Origin of the sequence: Pantoea coffeiphila (assembly GCF_016909495.1) — a bacterium.
GTDB lineage: Bacteria > Pseudomonadota > Gammaproteobacteria > Enterobacterales > Enterobacteriaceae > Erwinia > Erwinia coffeiphila.
Window position 1 is genome coordinate 510,440 of the sequence record NZ_JAFBFW010000002.1, and the last position, 16,989, is coordinate 527,428.

General features: G+C 57.6%; 16 protein-coding genes. 4 read left to right on the plus strand and 12 right to left on the minus strand.

Translation table 11 applies throughout. From position 1 onward, the window contains the following. Positions 1-15 precede the first annotated feature (15 nt). From arnF to JOE09_RS08125, 12 genes are all read right to left on the minus strand, one after another. Complete coding sequence (arnF, locus tag JOE09_RS08070) at positions 16-399, minus strand: 4-amino-4-deoxy-L-arabinose-phosphoundecaprenol flippase subunit ArnF (protein WP_205065395.1); 384 nt, start codon at positions 397-399, stop codon at positions 16-18. Beyond that, complete coding sequence (gene arnE, locus JOE09_RS08075; RefSeq protein ID WP_205065396.1) at positions 399-734, minus strand: 4-amino-4-deoxy-L-arabinose-phosphoundecaprenol flippase subunit ArnE; 336 nt, start codon at positions 732-734, stop codon at positions 399-401. The genes arnF and arnE overlap by 1 nt, the downstream gene beginning before the upstream one ends. Then, on the minus strand, positions 731-2,392 hold the full coding sequence (gene arnT, locus JOE09_RS08080; RefSeq protein ID WP_205065397.1) for a lipid IV(A) 4-amino-4-deoxy-L-arabinosyltransferase: 1,662 nt from the start codon (positions 2,390-2,392) through the stop codon (positions 731-733). Before arnT ends, arnE begins: the two co-directional genes overlap by 4 nt. Positions 2,393-2,398: 6 nt before the next feature. Continuing rightward, positions 2,399-3,295, minus strand: coding sequence for a 4-deoxy-4-formamido-L-arabinose-phosphoundecaprenol deformylase (arnD, locus tag JOE09_RS08085; RefSeq protein ID WP_205065398.1), 897 nt, complete (start codon positions 3,293-3,295; stop codon positions 2,399-2,401). Continuing rightward, positions 3,292-5,274, minus strand: coding sequence for a bifunctional UDP-4-amino-4-deoxy-L-arabinose formyltransferase/UDP-glucuronic acid oxidase ArnA (arnA, locus tag JOE09_RS08090; RefSeq protein ID WP_205065630.1), 1,983 nt, complete (start codon positions 5,272-5,274; stop codon positions 3,292-3,294). The genes arnD and arnA overlap by 4 nt, the downstream gene beginning before the upstream one ends. Then, positions 5,274-6,248 carry an undecaprenyl-phosphate 4-deoxy-4-formamido-L-arabinose transferase gene (gene arnC / locus JOE09_RS08095; RefSeq protein WP_200559865.1) on the minus strand — a complete coding sequence of 325 codons (975 nt, stop codon included), beginning with the start codon at positions 6,246-6,248 and terminating at the stop codon, positions 5,274-5,276. The genes arnA and arnC overlap by 1 nt, the downstream gene beginning before the upstream one ends. Position 6,249: 1 nt before the next feature. Beyond that, positions 6,250-7,389 carry a UDP-4-amino-4-deoxy-L-arabinose aminotransferase gene (gene arnB / locus JOE09_RS08100; protein ID WP_205065399.1) on the minus strand — a complete coding sequence of 380 codons (1,140 nt, stop codon included), beginning with the start codon at positions 7,387-7,389 and terminating at the stop codon, positions 6,250-6,252. 444 nt (positions 7,390-7,833) lie between these two features. Further along, entirely contained in the window at positions 7,834-8,823 is a 990-nt protein-coding gene (locus JOE09_RS08105; RefSeq protein ID WP_370569866.1) for a substrate-binding domain-containing protein, read from the minus strand. A gap of 78 nt (positions 8,824-8,901) precedes the next feature. Continuing rightward, positions 8,902-9,939: an ABC transporter permease gene (locus JOE09_RS08110; RefSeq protein ID WP_105590994.1), complete on the minus strand. Its 1,038-nt coding sequence runs from the start codon at positions 9,937-9,939 to the stop codon at positions 8,902-8,904. 83 nt (positions 9,940-10,022) lie between these two features. Further along, the gene (locus JOE09_RS08115) at positions 10,023-11,528 is read right to left on the minus strand and encodes a sugar ABC transporter ATP-binding protein (RefSeq protein WP_205065400.1); all 1,506 of its coding nucleotides are present in this window, start codon (positions 11,526-11,528) and stop codon (positions 10,023-10,025) included. Continuing rightward, on the minus strand, positions 11,525-13,039 hold the full coding sequence (xylB, locus tag JOE09_RS08120) for a xylulokinase (protein WP_205065401.1): 1,515 nt from the start codon (positions 13,037-13,039) through the stop codon (positions 11,525-11,527). The genes JOE09_RS08115 and xylB overlap by 4 nt, the downstream gene beginning before the upstream one ends. 3 nt (positions 13,040-13,042) lie before the next feature. Next, positions 13,043-14,077: an NAD(P)-dependent alcohol dehydrogenase gene (locus tag JOE09_RS08125; RefSeq protein ID WP_105590991.1), complete on the minus strand. Its 1,035-nt coding sequence runs from the start codon at positions 14,075-14,077 to the stop codon at positions 13,043-13,045. Between the two features lie 221 nt (positions 14,078-14,298). Between JOE09_RS08125 and JOE09_RS08130 the strand changes: the two genes are divergently transcribed. The 4 genes from JOE09_RS08130 to JOE09_RS08140 all read left to right on the plus strand — a co-directional run bounded on the left by JOE09_RS08130 (position 14,299) and on the right by JOE09_RS08140 (position 16,559). After that, positions 14,299-14,829 (plus strand): D-lyxose/D-mannose family sugar isomerase, encoded by a 531-nt coding sequence (locus JOE09_RS08130; protein ID WP_205065402.1) that lies wholly within the window; start codon positions 14,299-14,301, stop codon positions 14,827-14,829. A 109-nt stretch (positions 14,830-14,938) separates the two neighbouring features. Further along, positions 14,939-15,925 carry a LacI family DNA-binding transcriptional regulator gene (locus JOE09_RS08135; protein WP_205065631.1) on the plus strand — a complete coding sequence of 329 codons (987 nt, stop codon included), beginning with the start codon at positions 14,939-14,941 and terminating at the stop codon, positions 15,923-15,925. A 39-nt stretch (positions 15,926-15,964) separates the two neighbouring features. Beyond that, positions 15,965-16,096 carry a hypothetical protein gene (locus JOE09_RS26285; protein WP_275584419.1) on the plus strand — a complete coding sequence of 44 codons (132 nt, stop codon included), beginning with the start codon at positions 15,965-15,967 and terminating at the stop codon, positions 16,094-16,096. Then, on the plus strand, positions 16,089-16,559 hold the full coding sequence (locus tag JOE09_RS08140; protein WP_205065403.1) for a DUF447 domain-containing protein: 471 nt from the start codon (positions 16,089-16,091) through the stop codon (positions 16,557-16,559). The genes JOE09_RS26285 and JOE09_RS08140 overlap by 8 nt, the downstream gene beginning before the upstream one ends. Positions 16,560-16,989: the final 430 nt, after the last annotated feature.

Here is a 16,989-nt window from a genome sequence, read left to right on the forward strand (position 1 = left end):
AACGCCTTTAGCCGGTTAACGGTCTTTTTTGTCCGGCCAGAATATCAGCAGCAGGCCCGCGAGGATCAGCGCCCCGCCCACCAGCTTGCCCCAGACAAACCATTCATTGAGCGAAGGGATAAGCAGCGCGCCCCCCCAGACCAGCAGATAGCTGAGGCTGAGCAGCGGATAAGCGCGGCTGAGCGGCAGACGCTTCAGCGCCAGCAGCCAGCACAGCATGGAAAACGCGTAGGCGAACAAACCGGCCAGTAGCGCCAGCGCGGGCGGTGAAAAAGCGAGAATAGCGGCAGCGAAGTCCAGCTGCCGGGCAATAGCCGGCAGCTGAATCATCGCCCATTTCATCAACAGCTGCGCCGCGCTGACCAGCAGCACGCTGCCCAAAGCACATAGCCAGCCCATCAGGTATACCCGCCCATCACCGCCACGCCGCCCACGATCAGCAGAATGCCGCAGCAGTGGCGCAGCGAGAGGTGCTCATGCCACAGCCAGCGGGCAGCCAGCGCGACCAGGACAAAATTCAGGCTGAGCATGGGATAGGCCACACCAACCGCAACTTCCTGTAGAACCCTCAGCCAGACCAGCATCGCCAGCCCCAGCAGCAGCACGCTCAGGGCAAGCCACAGCAGAAGATGCCGCCGTGGCCGGGGATTCCCGTCAACTGCCGTTGCCTGCTTCTGGCACAGCTGCCCGGCACAGCTCAGCAGACTGACCAACACAATTAGCAGAATATTCATGGCTGCTGATGATAGTAGTAAAGGACCATGCGCTGCTGACGATACACCTCGTCCGGCGCGGGCAGTCCGGGGTCAACGTCGCGAGCGCTGTCGGTCAGTTTCAGCACCAGCGACACATTGCCGAGCCTGCGGTGGGCGGCCAGCCAGTCGGCAAACCGGTCACTCGCCACCAGCCGGTCACGGCTGTCGGGATAGCTTAACCCCCAGGTCAGTTCACCCGACTGTTCGTACATGTCCACGTCGCTGCGCTTCAGCTGCCACGCCACCGCCGAAGCCATACCGCTGTTGTTAGACAAAATAAAACGGCTGTCCTCCAGCTGCTTTTGCGTTGCCTGAATAAATTCCTGCGGCTGTTTAGAGCTGACCACCTTATCCGGGATAACCAATGCCAACGCCAGCGCAATGCCGAGCGGGCACAGCGCGGCGAGCGGCCAGTTTCTGCCGCGGCCGATAAAGGTGACGGCCCCCATCAGCGCCCAGAATAAAAACGCCATACCGCCCAGCGCCACCTTAAAGCCCTCGGACGGCTGGAACACCGGACGGTGAGAAAGGCCCCACGGCGAAAGCACCAGCCACACCGCCAGCGCGGCCAGTGCGCCGAACGCCAGGTTTATCAGCGCATTAGCCCGTAATGCCCGGCCTCCTGCCTTCGCCGACTGCACGGCATAGTCAGCTAAAAGAATTGCCAACGGTGCAAAGCACGGCAGGATATAGGTTGGCAGCTTCCCTTTGGCAATGCTGAAAAACAGCAGCGGCATCACTACCCAGCTCAGCAGATACAGGCCGCCGCTGCTGGTATTTCGCTCCCGCCCCGCACGCAGCAACGCCCCCGGCAGCAGCCCTAACCAGGGCAGTGAACCCGCAATCAATACCGGCAGGTAGTACCAGAACGGCGCACTGTGCTGCGCATCTTTCTCGGCAAAACGCTGAATATGCTCCACCCAGAAGAAGTAAGACCAGAAATCCGGCTGCTGGCGGGCAATGGCAATTCCCCAGGGAAGAGAGATTAACACCGCCGCCACCACCGCCAGCGGTCCGAAGATCAGGACTTCGCGGAAGCGACGCTGCCAGATGGCCCACGGCACAATTGCTACCACCGGCACCGCCAGTGCCAGAAAGCCCTTGGTCATAAATCCCATGCCACAGGCCAGCCCCAGCAGCAGCCACGCCAGCACCCTCTGCCGCTGAGTCTCCGCCTGTACCACCAGCCAGTAACAGCACATCGCCGCAACCAGCCACAGAGTAATCATCGGGTCGAGCACCGCATAGGTGCCAATACCGTAAACCAGCAGACTGGTGAGGAAAACGATCGCCGCCAGCCACGCGGTACGCTGCTGCCGGACAATCTGCATTGCCAGCCACCAGACCAGCATGGCGCTCAGGGTAATCGAGAAAACCGAACCGAATCGCACAGAGAAGTTGTTGCCGCCAAACAGCAGCTGGCTGAGGTTATTAATCCAGTATCCCGCTACCGGCTTCTCAAAATAGCGCAGGCCGAGAAAATGTGGGGAAACCCAGTTGCCGCTGGCCAACATTTCGCGACTGATTTCCGCATAGCGAACCTCATCCGGCTGCCACAGGGCGCGGTATTCAAGCGGGATCAGATAGTACAGGGCATACATCAGGATCAGGGAGAGGGTAATGCGCCAGCTCTTCATCCGGTCTCACTCAATAAATTGCTGGCATCCCAACCAGCCTTCGCGGCCGGGGAAGCTACCCCGGACAATGCTGCCCATCGGCAGCTGTGTAACATCATCGGGCAGCAGCTCACCCAGCGGGCAGAAGCGAATACCCCGCTCCCGCGCCTGAACCAGGAGATCGTCAAACATCCCGCTCAGCGCGATGCCTTCGACTTCAGCATGGATGGTATACACCGGCACGCCATCCTTCTGCTCAATGATGCGGTCGAGAATAAAATCATTGAACGCCTGGCGGCTCACCGAAGTCCCTGCCACTTCATCCCAGGTGGGTAACGTTACCGGAATCTGCACCGTGCCCGGCTTGCCGTCCGGCAGACGTGGCCGGAACGGATGCGTACCCCGGCAGTCGCTATTCCAGGCAAAGCCGAAATGCTGCTTAGCCGCCACGACCCGCCCGTCAGCACGCCAGCCCGCCACGGCAGAACAGTTAACCGACCTGCCGAGGATGTCCGCCAGCGCGCTGGCGCCGCGTTCAATCTCCGCATGCAGCTTCTCCTTCGGCCAGACGCCTGCCCAGGTTTGCCAGGCGAAATGGTCCCAGGCATGCAGCCCGATTTCATGCTGCTCCGCCGCTGCGCGGATCAGATCCGCATGACCCCGGCCAATATTACGCCCCGGCCACGCGGTTCCCGCCAGCAAAATATCCCAGCCGTAAAGCGATGCCGCGTTGGAGCGCAGCATCTTCCAAAGAAAACGCGGCTTCAGCAGCCGCCACAGGTGGCGGCCCATATTGTCCGGGCCAACGCTGAAGAAAAAGCTCGCCTGAGTCTGCTGCTGTTGCAAAATTTCCAGCAGACGCGGCACCCCATCACGGGTCCCGCGCCAGGTATCCACATCAATACGCAGACCAACATTAATCATTCAGCTGACTCTCCGCCATCCACCGAATTGAGGAAGAAATCCAGCGTAGCGTCGATGGTGCGGTTCATCTGCACTTCAGGCTGCCAGCCGAGCAGCCGTTTCGCATTGCGAATCGACGGCTTGCGGTGCTCAACGTCCTGATAGCCCTTACCGTAATAGCTGCTGCTTTCCACCTCGCGGAATCCGGCGAACGGCGGGAAGCGATCGCGCAGCGGATGGCGATCAAAGCTCTCCAACAGCTGCTCCGCCAGCTGCTTGATGCTGGCTTCATTTTCCGGGTTACCGATATTAATAATCTGCCCGTCACAGTTCTGCTGCTTGTTTTCAATAATCAAAAACAGCGCTTCAATACCGTCACGAATATCGGTAAAGCAGCGCTTCTGCCGCCCACCGTCGATCAGTTTAATCGGTGAACCTTCAACCAGATTGAGGATCAGCTGGGTAATCGCCCGCGAGCTGCCAATACGGGCGGCGTTGAGGTTATCCAGCCGCGGCCCCATCCAGTTAAACGGCCGGAACAGGGTGAAGCGCAGCCCCTCTTTCTCGCCGTAGGCCCAGATAACCCGATCGAGCAGCTGCTTAGAGACGGAGTAAATCCAGCGCTGTTTGTTAATCGGCCCGACCACCAGATTCGAGTTGTCTTCGTCGAAGGTGTCATCGGTACACATACCGTACACTTCGGAGGTAGACGGGAAGATAATGCGCTTCTGGTACTTCACGCAGTCACGAATAATCTTCAGGTTCTCTTCAAAATCCAGCTCGAAGACACGCAGAGGATTACGGGTATATTCAATCGGCGTGGCAATGGCGACCAGCGGCAGCACCACATCACATTTCTTAATATGGTACTCAATCCACTCCGAGTGGATGCTGATATCCCCCTCGACAAAGTGGAAACGCGGGTGGCCCACAAAGCGGCTGATGGCGTCTGAACCAATATCCAGGCCGTAAATTTCAAAGTTATCATCCTGCAGCAGGCGCTCGGTCAAATGATTGCCGATAAAGCCGTTTACACCGAGGATCAGCACGCGGGTCAGGCGTTTAATCGCCGATACCGGCTGATTGTGCAGGATCGCCCCGCTGACCAGCCCCAGCGTTTGCGCCAGCTGCCGGCCCTGCATGTAGACACCGCTGTCGCCCTGGCCGGTAACGATCTCCAGCGCGCCCTCGCCGGTGGCTACCACCAGCGGGTTCACCGATAGCACGGTGCCCGGCTTCGCCGACGGGAAATCGTGCCTGACCGCCGACTGCCAGACGATAAATTTGCCGGAGCCCACAAAGCTAAACGCCCCCGGCCACGGATCGGTCACCGCACGCACCAGATTGTGAATACGATGGGCGGGCAGAGACCAGTCGATACGCCCGTCTTCCGGGGTGCGACGTCCAACGTAGCTCGCCTGACTCTCATCCTGTTCCCGCTCGGTAAAATCACCGCGTAAAATACCGGGCAGGCTGGCAGCCAGCAGCTCGGCACTGCTGAGGCACTGCTTGCGGTGCAGGGTCAGCGCATTATCCTGCGGATCGATAGCCACCCGCTGCTGGGCGACAATCGCCCCGGCATCGGCCCGCTTCACCATGCGGTGCAGGGTCACGCCGGTTTCTTCTTCGCCGTTGACCAGCACCCAGTTCAGCGGCGCGCGGCCACGATAGCGAGGCAGTAACGAAGCGTGCAGATTGAATGCCCCTTCGCTGGCGCTGTTGAGGATCGCGTCACTCAGCATCTGGCGATAGTGGAAGGAGAAAATCACCTGCGGCGCCATCGCTTTAATGCGCTCAACCCACAGCGGGTGGTTCACATCCTCTGGGGCATAGACCGGCACGCCCAGCTCTGCCGCCGTGCGGGCTACCGAGGCGTAAAACTGATTTTCAGCGGCATTATCCGCATGGGTAAAAATGGCTTCGATCTCGAACCCTGCGGTATGCAGCGCACGAATACCCGCGCAGCCAATATCATGGTAGGCAAAAACCACGGCTTTCATCATTGCTTATCCTGTGTGGAGTCGGCGTTGTTACTGACAACGCGCTGAATAAAATAGCGAGGGCGAGCGCGGACATCGTTGTAAATGCGTCCGATATACTCACCAAGCAGGCCCATACCTACAAACTGCGCGCCGACAAAAATAAACAGCACGGCAAACAGCATAAACACCCCTTCCGCCGACCACTCCGGGCCGAGGAACAGCCGCATCACCACCAGCAGTACCGCAATGGCAAATCCCGACAGCGCGATGATGCTGCCGAACACGCTCAGCAGACGCAGTGGCGTGGTGGTCAGGCAGGTAATCAGGTCGTACATCAGGTTAATCAGCCGCATAAAGCTGTACTTGGAATCACCAAATTCCCGTTCGGCGTGCATTACCGGAATTTCCGTCGCCCGGCGGGCAAAGGTGTTGGCAAGAATCGGGATAAAGGTACTGCGCTCGTGACAGTGCAGCATCGCATCGATGATATGGCGTCGATAGGCACGCAGCATGCAGCCGTAATCCCCCATTGCCTTGCCGGTGGTCCGCTGGATCAGGCGGTTAATCATCTGCGAAGCAAATTTGCGGAACCAGCTGTCCTGGCGGTTCTGGCGTACGGTGCCGACCACGTCATAGCCTTCCATCGCCACCGCGACCAGCCGGGGAATTTCCTCCGGCGGATTCTGTAAATCCGCGTCCAGGGTAATAATCAGATCGCCCGACACGTGGCTGAATCCGGCCATAATCGCCGAGTGCTGGCCGTAGTTACGGTTCAGCAATACCGCCACCACCTTACTTCCCGGCAGTTCGGCGGCGGCGGTCAGCATCTCCGCCGAGCTGTCGCTGCTGCCGTCATCCACCAGCAGAATTTCGTAATCCACCGTCAGCGTGTCGCAGGCGGCCTGCGTCCGGCGGATTAACTCGTTCAGGCTTTCCTGTTCGTTGTAAACCGGGATTACCACCGAGACCTTTTTAATATCCTGGTCTGTCATCTTATTTACCTGCAATCTGGCGTAGTGCGGCGATAACGCGATCGGTATCTTCGTCGGTCATCGTCGGGAACAGCGGGATGGAACAAATGCGCGCGGAATTCCACTCCGTATTGGGGAGCGTTAAGTCAGGGAAGCGTTCGCGGTAATATTTTTGCGTGTGGGCAGCACGGAAATGCAGCCCGCTGCCGATGCCCTGTTCCTTCAGACGCTGCATCAGCTCATCGCGGCTGAGGCCGCAGGTCTGCGGATCGATGCGCAGAATAAACAGATGCCAGGCGTGCTGGTGCGGCCAGTCGGGCTGCTTCAGCGGCAGGAAGGGCGTATCGGCAAGTTCAAGCAGATAGCGACGGGCGATCTGCTCGCGGCGGGCATTATGCTGCGCCAGTTTTTTCAGCTGCACCAGGGCAATAGCGGCATTCAGATCGGCCAGATTGTATTTGTACCCTGGCGCGATCACTTCCGCCTGCGGCGCACGGCCGTGAGTCTGGCGATCGTAGGCATCAACCCCCAGCCCGTGAAACTTCAGACTGCGCACGCGGTCAGCCAGAGCCGCATCGTCGGTCACCACCAGGCCACCTTCGGCACAGCTCATATTTTTAATGGCGTGGAAAGAGAAAATCGCCGTTCCCGTCGCCCCCACGTGGCGGCCCTGATAGAAGGTGCCGGCAGCATGAGCGGCATCATCAATCACGGCAATGCCGTAGCGTTTACCCAGCGCGTGAATCGCGTCGATATCCGCCGGCACACCGGCATAGTGCACGGGAATAATGGCTTTGGTTCGCGGGGTGATCGCCGCTTCAATCAATTCAGGGGTCACCATCAGCGTATCGCGGTCGACGTCGATCATCACCGGTGTGGCACCCAGCAGCGCAATCATATTCAGCGTGGAAACCCAGGTTATCGACGGCGTAATGACTTCGTCGCCCGCCTGAATACCCAGCGCCATCAGCGTGACGTGCATCCCGGCGGTCGCTGAACTGACGGCAATGGCATGACTGTTACCGGTTAACTGGCAAAATTCCTGCTCAAGCTGCTGATTTTTAGGTCCGGTGGTGATCCAACCGGAGCGCAAAACCTCTGCCAGCGCGTCAAGTTCTTCACTGCCCATCGCCGGGCGGGAAAAAGGTAAAAACTCCAACATTGATTAATCTCACTAAACAGTTATCACCAATAAGCTGGCAGAAATTAACCGTGGGGCGTGCAAAACCGCACCTCGGGAAAAGTGGATGATAGTTGGGATAGCCCCGTGAAAACGCCAACGGTAAAAACATCGCCGTTAGCCACGAAAACAGACCGAGACAGTAACTCACTAACAATAGGCGAGTTATCTTAGCCTCGCGACTATACACAGAGCATAAATGAATTTTCTTAGGGGAAGATTAAGAACATCTGTCGGCGAGAGATTAAATCAGGTTGGTTGTCGTGCCGTTTATCTAAAGATGGCAGAACAAAAAACAATCTACCAGGATAAAGCTGAACTATAAAATAAACTTCATATTTTTGTCACAAAACATTTGTGAATATTGCGACAGAGACACACGCAAAAACAGGGCCACCCGCTAACTCAAGGTGGCCCGGCGGCAGATTACTTACGTGCGTCCAGCAGCTGGGTAGCGTTTTCCGGCGTCACTTCGGTCCACGGCACGGAGTAGCGTTTTGATTTGCCGTCGTCCCAGGCCATTTTACCTTCGTACTGTTTCCAGATGGTCGACTGCGGCTGATAGCTGTCGCCCTTCACCGCACGCAGCGCCACGTCGATCGACCCCTGCATCTGCGCGTGTGCATCCTGCAGAATCGAGACCATCTCACCCGCCTGCACCGCACGGATCGCATCGGAAACGCCGTCCACACCGGCAATGGCAAAGTCTTTCACATTCAGATTGGCACCCTTGATCGCTTCAATCGCGCCCAGCGCCATTTCATCGTTCTGCGCGATCACGCCGTTAATCTGTCCACGGTGTTTTTGTAACCAGTTTTCCATCAGCGGCAGTGCTTCGGCGCGTGACCAGTTGGCCGTTTTACGCTCCAGCACCTTCACGTTACCGGCACCGCATTCGGCGATGGCTTTATCGTTGCCCTGGCCGCGCTGGATCTCACCGCTGCCGCCCTTCGGTCCTTCAATAATCACCACGTTGCCTTTGCAGTTCATTTTCTTTAGCACTGCTTTGGCTTCCATATAGCCGCCCAGTACGTCATCGGACACCACTTCGGAGGTCATCTTGTCGGTATTCAGGCGAGCATTGGTCACCACCACCGGAATTTTCGCTTCGTTGGCCATGGTCACCACGTCGATATTCGCTTCGTAGTCCATCGGGTTAATAATAATCGCATCGACGTGGGTCTGAATGGCGGTTTCCGCCTGGTTGTTCTGCACCAGCGGATCGTAACGACCATCGTAAACGGTTAACTGTACGTCACCGCTTTTTACGGCCGGATGCTCTTTACCGGCTTTTTCCATCAGCTGGACAAATTCCGCTTTCATTCCGTACATCAGCACGGCGATTTTAACCGGTGCGGCGTGAGCGGCCATGCTGCCCATTAACAGGCCGGAGGTCAACAGGGCTATTTTCGTCATCTTATGCATTTTAACTCCTGGTTTTTGTAGGATACTCACCTGTTAAACAGGCTATTTATTTATTCCGCGAACACAGTATTAATCGCGCTGTTGTTTACGCGACGGATCGAGCAGTACGGCAACCACAATTAATGCGCCTTTAATAATCTGCTGGTAATAAGACTGCACGCCGAGCAGATCCAGGCCGTTATTCATTACGCCGATAATTAAAATACCGAACAGCGTACCGACCAGCGTTCCCACACCTCCGGCCATACTGGTACCGCCAATCACCACGGCGGCGATGGCATCCAGCTCGTAGGCGGCCCCGGCGTTGGTTTGTGCCGAACCGGTGCGAGCGGTGAGGATCAGCCCGGCAATCCCGGCCAGTGCGCCGCACAGGGTGTATACCAGCACCTTAATTTTCACCACGCTGATGCCTGAAGTGCGAGCGCTTTTCTGGTTACCGCCCACCGCGTAAACGTAGCGGCCAAACAGGGTTTTATTCAGCAATACCCAGGCCAGAGCAAACAGCACCACAAACAGGATCACCGGCACCGGAATGCCCAACACGTAGCCATTGCCTAACCAGCGGAAGTCTGAATTAAGCTGCGAGACCGGGTTACCGTCGGTGGTCAGCAGCGCCAGCCCACGCGCCGCAGAGAGCATGCCCATGGTGACGATAAACGGCTGCAGGCGGTAGCGCGCCAGAATCGTGCCGTTCAGCAGACCGCAGACAATGCCGATGCCCAGCGCGATAATCAGCGGCATCAGCACCGCATGGGCGGTATCGCCAATCGCCAGCCCGGTGTTGGTGGTGGCAAAGCGCGCGGCCACGATGCCGCTCAGCGCCAGCACCGACCCTACCGACAGGTCCACCCCGGCGGTAATAATCACAAAGGTCATGCCGATGGCCAGAATGCCGTTAATTGAAATCTGGCGCAGAACAATCAGCATATTTTCATTACTGAGGAAGTAATTACTGCTCCAGGCGCCTTTGGCAACCTGAACTTCACCAATTGCCGTTACCACCAGGCACAGAACGAAGAATGCGATAATAATGCCGTATTTATGCAGGTGACGCTTATTTCGGGCGAATAAAGACAACCCAGGTGTCAGTGAATGAGTAGAGTTCATCATTTTTTCTCTTTTAAGCCGGTCAGAATTCAGAGGCCGAATAATTAACGGCCATTGATTCCCGCCAGATAGTTAAAGCGGATTTACACCGCCAGCTTCATTAATTCCGCCTGGGTAACATTGTCAGCCGATAATTCCCCGGCCAGTGCACCATCTTTAAAAACAAGGATGCGATCGCTCATGCCAATAATTTCCGACAGCTCGGAGGAAACCATAATAATTCCGCGATCCTTCAGGGCGAATTCTGACATAAAGCGGTAAATCTCTTTTTTCGCGCCAACATCAATGCCGCGCGTCGGTTCATCCAGCAGCATCACCTGCGGATCGACCAGCGCCCAGCGCCCCAGCACCACTTTCTGCTGATTACCGCCGCTCAGGTTGCCCACCAGCTGATCGCCGTCCGGAGTTTTGACGTTAAAACGCTGGATCATCTCCCGCGTGCGCTGCTGCTCGCGGCGATCGCTGATAAATCCTCCCCGGCTGATATCCTGGAACGAGGCAATATTGATGTTTTCATTCACCGACCGACACAGCACTAACCCGGTCTCTTTGCGATCTTCCGTCACATAGGCAATACCGCTGGCAATCGACTCCTTCGGCGAATGGCGCGCCAGGGTTTTCCCGCCCAGCTGCACCGTTCCGCTGTCGGCGTGGCGAATGCCAAATATCAGATCGAGAAACTCACTGCGCCCTGAACCCACCAGGCCGTAAATACCGAGAATTTCTCCGCGCTTCAGCGTCAGGCTGATATCCCGCACCTTTCTTCCCCAGCTCAGGTTGTTCACCTGCATCATCACTTCATCGCCGGGCCGGTTGAACTTGGCGAATTCGTTTTCAAACTCACCGCCGATAATGTGTTCAATCAGCTGCTCGCGAGTGATATCGCTCAGAAAACCCTCATGGATATAACTGCCGTCGCGGAAAATGGTGTAGCTGTCGGCGATCTGGAAAATTTCCGCCAGCCGGTGCGAAACATAGATAATCCCCTTACCCTTCTGCGCCAGCCGGGTGATCACCTGGAAAATCTTCTGCACGTCCTCTTCGCCAATCGCCGAGGTCGGTTCATCCATAATGATGATGTCGGCATTGGCGTGCGACAGCGCCTTGGCGATCTCCACCAGCTGCTGCTCCGCCACGCTGAGATTGCGCATCTTCTCGGTCGGCGACAGGGTGAAGTGCAGATCCGCCAGCAGATCGGCGGTCTGCTGATTCATCCGGCGGAAATCCACAAAACCAAAACGGCGCGGCTCGCGTCCCAGCCAGATATTTTCGGCTACGGTCAGGTCAGCGATGGTGCTGAGTTCCTGCTGGACGATAGCAATGCCGGCCGCCAGCGCCTCTTTGGGATGAGAGAACTCACAGCGCTTGCCGTTAATAAAGATATCGCCGCTGTCGGGTTGAACAAATCCCATCAGAATGCTGAGAAACGTCGATTTCCCCGCGCCGTTGCCGCCGCACAGGGCGTGGATCGATCCCCGCCGCAGGCAGAATTCGGCATTCTTCAGCGCCACCACCGGCCCGAAGCTCTTCTTCACGCCGCTGACCTCCAGCAGATAAGCGGACTGCTCTCCTCCGGCTGACTGACTCATAAACTCACCTCGTACTCTTTGTGCAGTAAATGCAGGTAGCGCTGATAGAGATCGGCATAGCGGCGCGTGCGGTCGGCATCCGGCTGCGCGCGGCTGCTTTCGTCCAGCCGCACAAACTGCTGGCTCAGTTCGGCAAGCAGCGCGGCCGGGGAGCACTCGCTGCCGCCGTGCAACCGATGGCACCAGATGGCCTGGATCGCCGCGCCCAGCGCCGCGCTCTCTTTTTCATGCAGGCACACTACCGGGCAGTCCATCACGTCGGCTACGATCTGCCGCCAGCGCGGGCTGTTAGCCCCGCCGCCGGTCAGACGGATCTCGCCGACCGCCACGCCCTGCTGGCGGAACAGATCCAACCCGAAGCGCAGGCCGTAGGTCGCCCCTTCCACCACCGCCAGGCAGAGGTTCGCCGGGGTCAGATTATCGCTGTCCAGATTGTGCAGACTGGCCTTCGCCGCCGGCAGTTCCGGAACCCGCTCGCCGTTGAAGAACGGCAGCAGCAGCATCCCGCCCGCGCCTGGCTCCGCCTGTTCCAGCGCCTGATTAAACGATGCCAGGTCCTGATTCAGCAGATGCTGTACGGTGGTGGTCGCCGAGGTCACATTCATGGTGCAAATCAGCGGCAGCCAGCCGTTGGTACTGGAGCAGAATCCGGCGATCATCGCGGAATCCGCCACCACGGGGCTGTCAGAACAGGCAAACAGCGTACCGGATGTGCCAAGACTCATGGTCAGTATCCCGGGCTGGATATTGCCCGTACCGATAGCCGCCATCATATTGTCACCGCCGCCGCTGGCCACCAGCGTACCCGGGCGCAGGCCCAGTGCAGCCATCGCCCGTTCACACACTGTGCCCACCGGCCGTTCGGCTGAAATCAGCGGCGGCAGCGCGTTCCACAGGCGGCCGCTGTCGTCGATCAGTTCCACCGTGCGGCGATCCCAGCAGCGCTGGCGGATATCAAACAGTCCGCTGCCGGAAGCATCGCCGTACTCTGCGCAGCGCACATCGGTCAGCCAGAAGTTCAGATAATCGTGCGGCAGCAGCACCGTTGCCAGCCGCTGCCACAGTTCAGGATGCTGCTGTTTGAACCAGACGATTTTTGAGGCGGTATAGCCGGTGGCAACCGTCAGGCCTAGCTGCTCCAGCGAACCCTGTTCTCCACCCAGCTGTTCCAGCAGCCAGGCGTTTTCATCGGCGGTACTGGTGTCGCACCACAGTTTGACCGCGTGCAGCACCTCTCCGGCATCATCCAGCGCCACGAAGCCGTGCTGCTGGCCGGAAACCGACAGCGCAGCAATCTGCTGCGGGTCCACGCCCGCAGCCACCGTTGCCTGCTTAAACGCGGCGATCAGTGCGTCAGTCCACCATTCAGCCTGCTGCTCGCGCCGCCCGGATGAATCACTGATCAGCTGATGTGACGCGCTACCGCTACCGAGGAGAGTCCCGCTCTGGTCATCAACAATCACCACTTTGGTACCCTGGGTACCGCAGTCAATGCCCGCATACAGCGCCATGACTTACTCCATTTCCAGCATGATTTTGATGTCGTCAGGGTTACCCGCCGCCGCCCGTTCAAACGCCGCCACGCTGTCGACAAACTTATAGGTTTGCGAAATCAGCGGCTGAACGCGCAGCTTGCCGGAACTGAGCAGGCGCAGGGTGCGCGGATACATATTGGCGTAGCGGAAAATCGTCTTGAAGGTCACTTCTTTGGCCTGGGCCGCCACGATATCCATCGGCGCGGCGTCAATAGGCATGCCAACCAGCACTGCGGTGCCGCCCGGTGCAATATGTTCGCTGATCCCGGCAATCGCTGGCTTCGCGCCGCTGCACTCAAACACCACGTCAACACCGTTACCGCTGGTCAGGCGCGCCACGGTGGCCGCCAGCTGACCGCTTTTGATATTTACCGCGTGCAGGCCTTCGTAGTTCGCCGCCACCTGGAGTTTTTCATCAAACAGGTCGCAGATAATCACGTCGGAACAGCCGCCCGCCAGTGCCGCCAGCGCGGTCACCACGCCAATCGGGCCGGCTCCGATCACCAGGGCGATATCGCCCGGCTTGATCGCCGCTTTAGTGGCCGCATGCATACCGATTGCCAGCGGTTCAACCATCGCACCCTCGGCAAAGCTGACGTTGTCCGGCAGCTTGAAGGTAAATGCCGCAGGGTGGATCACCGTTTCACGCAGGCAGCCGTGGATCGGCGGCGTAGCCCAGAAGCGTACCGCCGGGTCGAGGTTATAGATCCCGGCCCGCGACTGCGCCGACTGCATATCCGGAATACCCGGTTCCATACACACGCGATCGCCAGGCTGTAAATGCTTCACGCCTTTGCCGACCGCCAGCACCACACCGGAGGCTTCATGACCCAGCACCATCGGCGCTTCCACCACGAATGGCCCGATACGTCCGTGCTGGTAGTAGTGCACATCACTGCCGCAGATCCCGACAGAATGGATCTTGATCTCAACATCGGTGTCGCCCAGCTGCTCATCAAACTGACGATCTTCAATGGCAATTTTGCCTGCTTCTGCAAGAACTAACGCTTTCATATTCGGCTCCCGGTGATATCTAAATGGTATCGATAACATTAATATGACAGCGACAATATCGGATTCGGGGTTAAAAATGTGTGACTCCGGTTAAATTTTTGGCTTTTTCATTACTGAAACATCGTTTCGAGGCGGATAATGGCGCATGAGAGGCAATAAAAACGATCCAGGGATCGTTTTTACGATGTTACCGATACCAGTTTTATCTCCGGAGGAAGATCATGAGTACGCGTCAACAGGCCATTGAACACACCCGCGATTATCTGCAACAGGCCAGCATTCAGCTTACCGAGGCCGAGCAGCAGCAGATTGAAATTGCCACCTTCGGACTGCCGGACTACCCGATATCCGGCCTGCAATTGCTGACCTACATTAATACGCCGCGCTACTGCGCCAAGGAGCTGGTGCTGTTCCCACGCCAGACCTGCCCTGAACATCTGCATCCGCCGTTTGACGGCACGCCGGGCAAACAGGAAACCTTCCGCTGCCGCTGGGGTGAAGTGTGGCTGTTTGTTGACGACGACAGCCTGCCTTCTTCGGCAGGCATCGGCCAGCCGCCGGAAGGTGCGGAACAGTGGTATACGGCAGGAAATTACATTTTGCTGCGACCGGGTGAGCAGTACACTATTGCACCTAATACCCGTCACTGGTTCCAGGCGGGTGAGCACGGCGCGGTGGTATCTGAATTCTCTTCGGAAAGCCGCGACGATCTGGATGTCTTTACCGATCCCCGGGTAAACCGCCTGGGATAAACGCCTGCAAGGATTGACTCGCTTCAGGTCTGGCGATCTGTCATGATACGGTAATGGTACAAAATGATATTCGAAGAATCAGGAGCACAAATTGCCGCCAGGCCGGAAAATGAAGGCCACGCTGTCGAGCGTTGCCGCACAATCAAACGTCAGTAAAATTACCGTGTCGCGTGCGTTCTCTCATCCGGACAAGGTGCATCCTGAAACGTTGAAGCGGGTACTGGAAACCGCTTCAGAGATGGGGTACGTGGTCAACACCGCCGCGCGTAACCTGCGTGCGCGGGACAGTAAAACCATCGGCATCGTTAACCCGGATATGGGCAATCCGTTCTTTGGCGGGCTGACCAGGATGATGACGCTGGAAGCGGAAAAAGCGGGCTACGATACGCTGATTTTCGACTCCCGCGAATCGCAGGAGCATGAAAATCGCATCATCGACAAGCTGATTGGCTATAACGTTGATGCAATTGTGCTGTCGGTGATCTCTTCGGATCGCAACTATCAACCCGCCTATATGGCGCAGCTGGAAGCGTTAAATATCCCGGTGATCCTGGTGGATCGCGAACTGGATATCAGTTCGTGCAGCGGGGTATATATCGACAATCTGGACTGCGGCCTGCAGGCGGGGCGCTATTTGCTGGATCGCAAAGCGCAGCGGGTGGTGGTGGTTTCCGGGCCGGAAGATTCCAACGTGGCGCGCGAACGCGTGACCGGGCTGAGCGCCGCGCTGGCGGGTAAAGTCGCCAGTTTCGAAGTGCTGTACGCCGATTTTTATATGGATATCGCCGCCAGCATCACCAGTGATTATCTGCAAAACAACCCACCGCCGGACTTTTTTGTTGGCTGTAACAACCAAATTTCACTGGGGATTATCAAATCCTGCATCGACCACCGGCTTCAGCCGATGAAAGATGTGTCGCTGTTCAGCATTGATGAGGTTTCCCATGCGGCGATCTACGGTTTTAATTTCCCCTGCATTTCCCACGATCTGCATGAGATGGCCTGGCAGGTGATTAATCTGGCAATTCGCCGCGCGACCGAGAGCGACATCAAACCGGGCAAAGTGATTGTGCGCGGCAAGATGCTGGCCGGATAAGGACGATATCGGGTTCTTGTCGTCTGCAACGTTAGAGTTATGGCTCATCGCTGGCTTTGGCCGCTGGATGTAAAGAATACGAGTCTTGATGCTGATGCTGATGCTGATGCTGATGCTGATGCTGATGCTGATGCTGATGCTGAATTTTCACATGGAGTTTTTGATGAGTGACACCTTTTTACCTGAAACGCTGCTGACCCTGCTGGATGGCTCACTGCCGGACAGCCATCTGCATCAGGCTATTCGTCTTTCCAGCGTTGGCAGCAACGGCTGGCCATATGCGGCGCAGCTGAGCGTGGGGGAGATCATCGCTGTTTCTTCGCAGCAGCTACGTTTCGCCATCTGGCCCGGTTCCACCACCACCGCCAATCTGGCCCGCGACGGCAAAATGACGCTGGCGCTGGTCGATGACGGCGCGGTGATTGAGATTCAGGCGCTGGCGCAAAAGCGTGAGGAAACGATTACCGATCTTCAGCTGGCGGTGTTTGATGCCGCCGTACAGCAGGTGGTGATTCACCGTGCGCCCTATGCAACCGTAACCAGCGGGGTAACATTCAGCCTGAAGGATGAGGCGTCGGCAGTCGCGCGCTGGCGACAGCAGATCGTGCAGCTGAAGGCGCTGCCGGGTGATTGATTGTCGCTGATGAAACCGGTTTGGTGATATTGTCGCTGATAGACTGGTGTAGCGTTCCCAGCCTCTGCCGGGGCTTCCGGCGATATTGTCGTTGATAGACTGATGTAGCGTTCCCAGCCTCTGCCGGGGCTTCCGGCGATATTGTCGCTGATAGACTGGTGTAGAGTTCCCAGCCTCTGCCGGGGCTTCCGGCGATATTGTCGCTGATAAATCCGTGCCGGGTTCCCAGCCTCTGCCGGGGCTTCCGGTCGTCCTCGCGTCACGCGCTGCGTGATACCTTCGGTTACAGCTTCTGGCCGGACGGACCGCCGAAGACGTGTCATCCCTGACCCGACTTCGCCTGACGCCAACGTCCATGTTGGCGTCTCCTGGCCATCTGCTTCCACCTCAGCGCTGCGGATAGCCCGGCATCCCCGGCAGAGGCTGTGCA

Coding starts and splice junctions, on each gene's coding strand:
- JOE09_RS08110 (WP_105590994.1), bottom strand. CDS start 9,939: ATGAACTCTACTCATTCACTGACACCTGGGTTGTCTTTATTCGCCCGA.
- JOE09_RS08125 (WP_105590991.1), bottom strand. CDS start 14,077: ATGAAAGCGTTAGTTCTTGCAGAAGCAGGCAAAATTGCCATTGAAGAT.
- JOE09_RS08105 (WP_370569866.1), bottom strand. CDS start 8,823: ATGACGAAAATAGCCCTGTTGACCTCCGGCCTGTTAATGGGCAGCATG.
- arnE (WP_205065396.1), bottom strand. CDS start 734: ATGAATATTCTGCTAATTGTGTTGGTCAGTCTGCTGAGCTGTGCCGGG.
- xylB (WP_205065401.1), bottom strand. CDS start 13,039: ATGGCGCTGTATGCGGGCATTGACTGCGGTACCCAGGGTACCAAAGTG.
- JOE09_RS08115 (WP_205065400.1), bottom strand. CDS start 11,528: ATGAGTCAGTCAGCCGGAGGAGAGCAGTCCGCTTATCTGCTGGAGGTC.
- JOE09_RS08130 (WP_205065402.1), top strand. CDS start 14,299: ATGAGTACGCGTCAACAGGCCATTGAACACACCCGCGATTATCTGCAA.
- arnC (WP_200559865.1), bottom strand. CDS start 6,248: ATGACAGACCAGGATATTAAAAAGGTCTCGGTGGTAATCCCGGTTTAC.
- arnF (WP_205065395.1), bottom strand. CDS start 399: ATGGGCTGGCTATGTGCTTTGGGCAGCGTGCTGCTGGTCAGCGCGGCG.
- JOE09_RS08140 (WP_205065403.1), top strand. CDS start 16,089: ATGAGTGACACCTTTTTACCTGAAACGCTGCTGACCCTGCTGGATGGC.
- arnA (WP_205065630.1), bottom strand. CDS start 5,274: ATGAAAGCCGTGGTTTTTGCCTACCATGATATTGGCTGCGCGGGTATT.
- arnD (WP_205065398.1), bottom strand. CDS start 3,295: ATGATTAATGTTGGTCTGCGTATTGATGTGGATACCTGGCGCGGGACC.
- arnB (WP_205065399.1), bottom strand. CDS start 7,389: ATGTTGGAGTTTTTACCTTTTTCCCGCCCGGCGATGGGCAGTGAAGAA.
- arnT (WP_205065397.1), bottom strand. CDS start 2,392: ATGAAGAGCTGGCGCATTACCCTCTCCCTGATCCTGATGTATGCCCTG.
- JOE09_RS08135 (WP_205065631.1), top strand. CDS start 14,939: ATGAAGGCCACGCTGTCGAGCGTTGCCGCACAATCAAACGTCAGTAAA.
- JOE09_RS26285 (WP_275584419.1), top strand. CDS start 15,965: ATGGCTCATCGCTGGCTTTGGCCGCTGGATGTAAAGAATACGAGTCTT.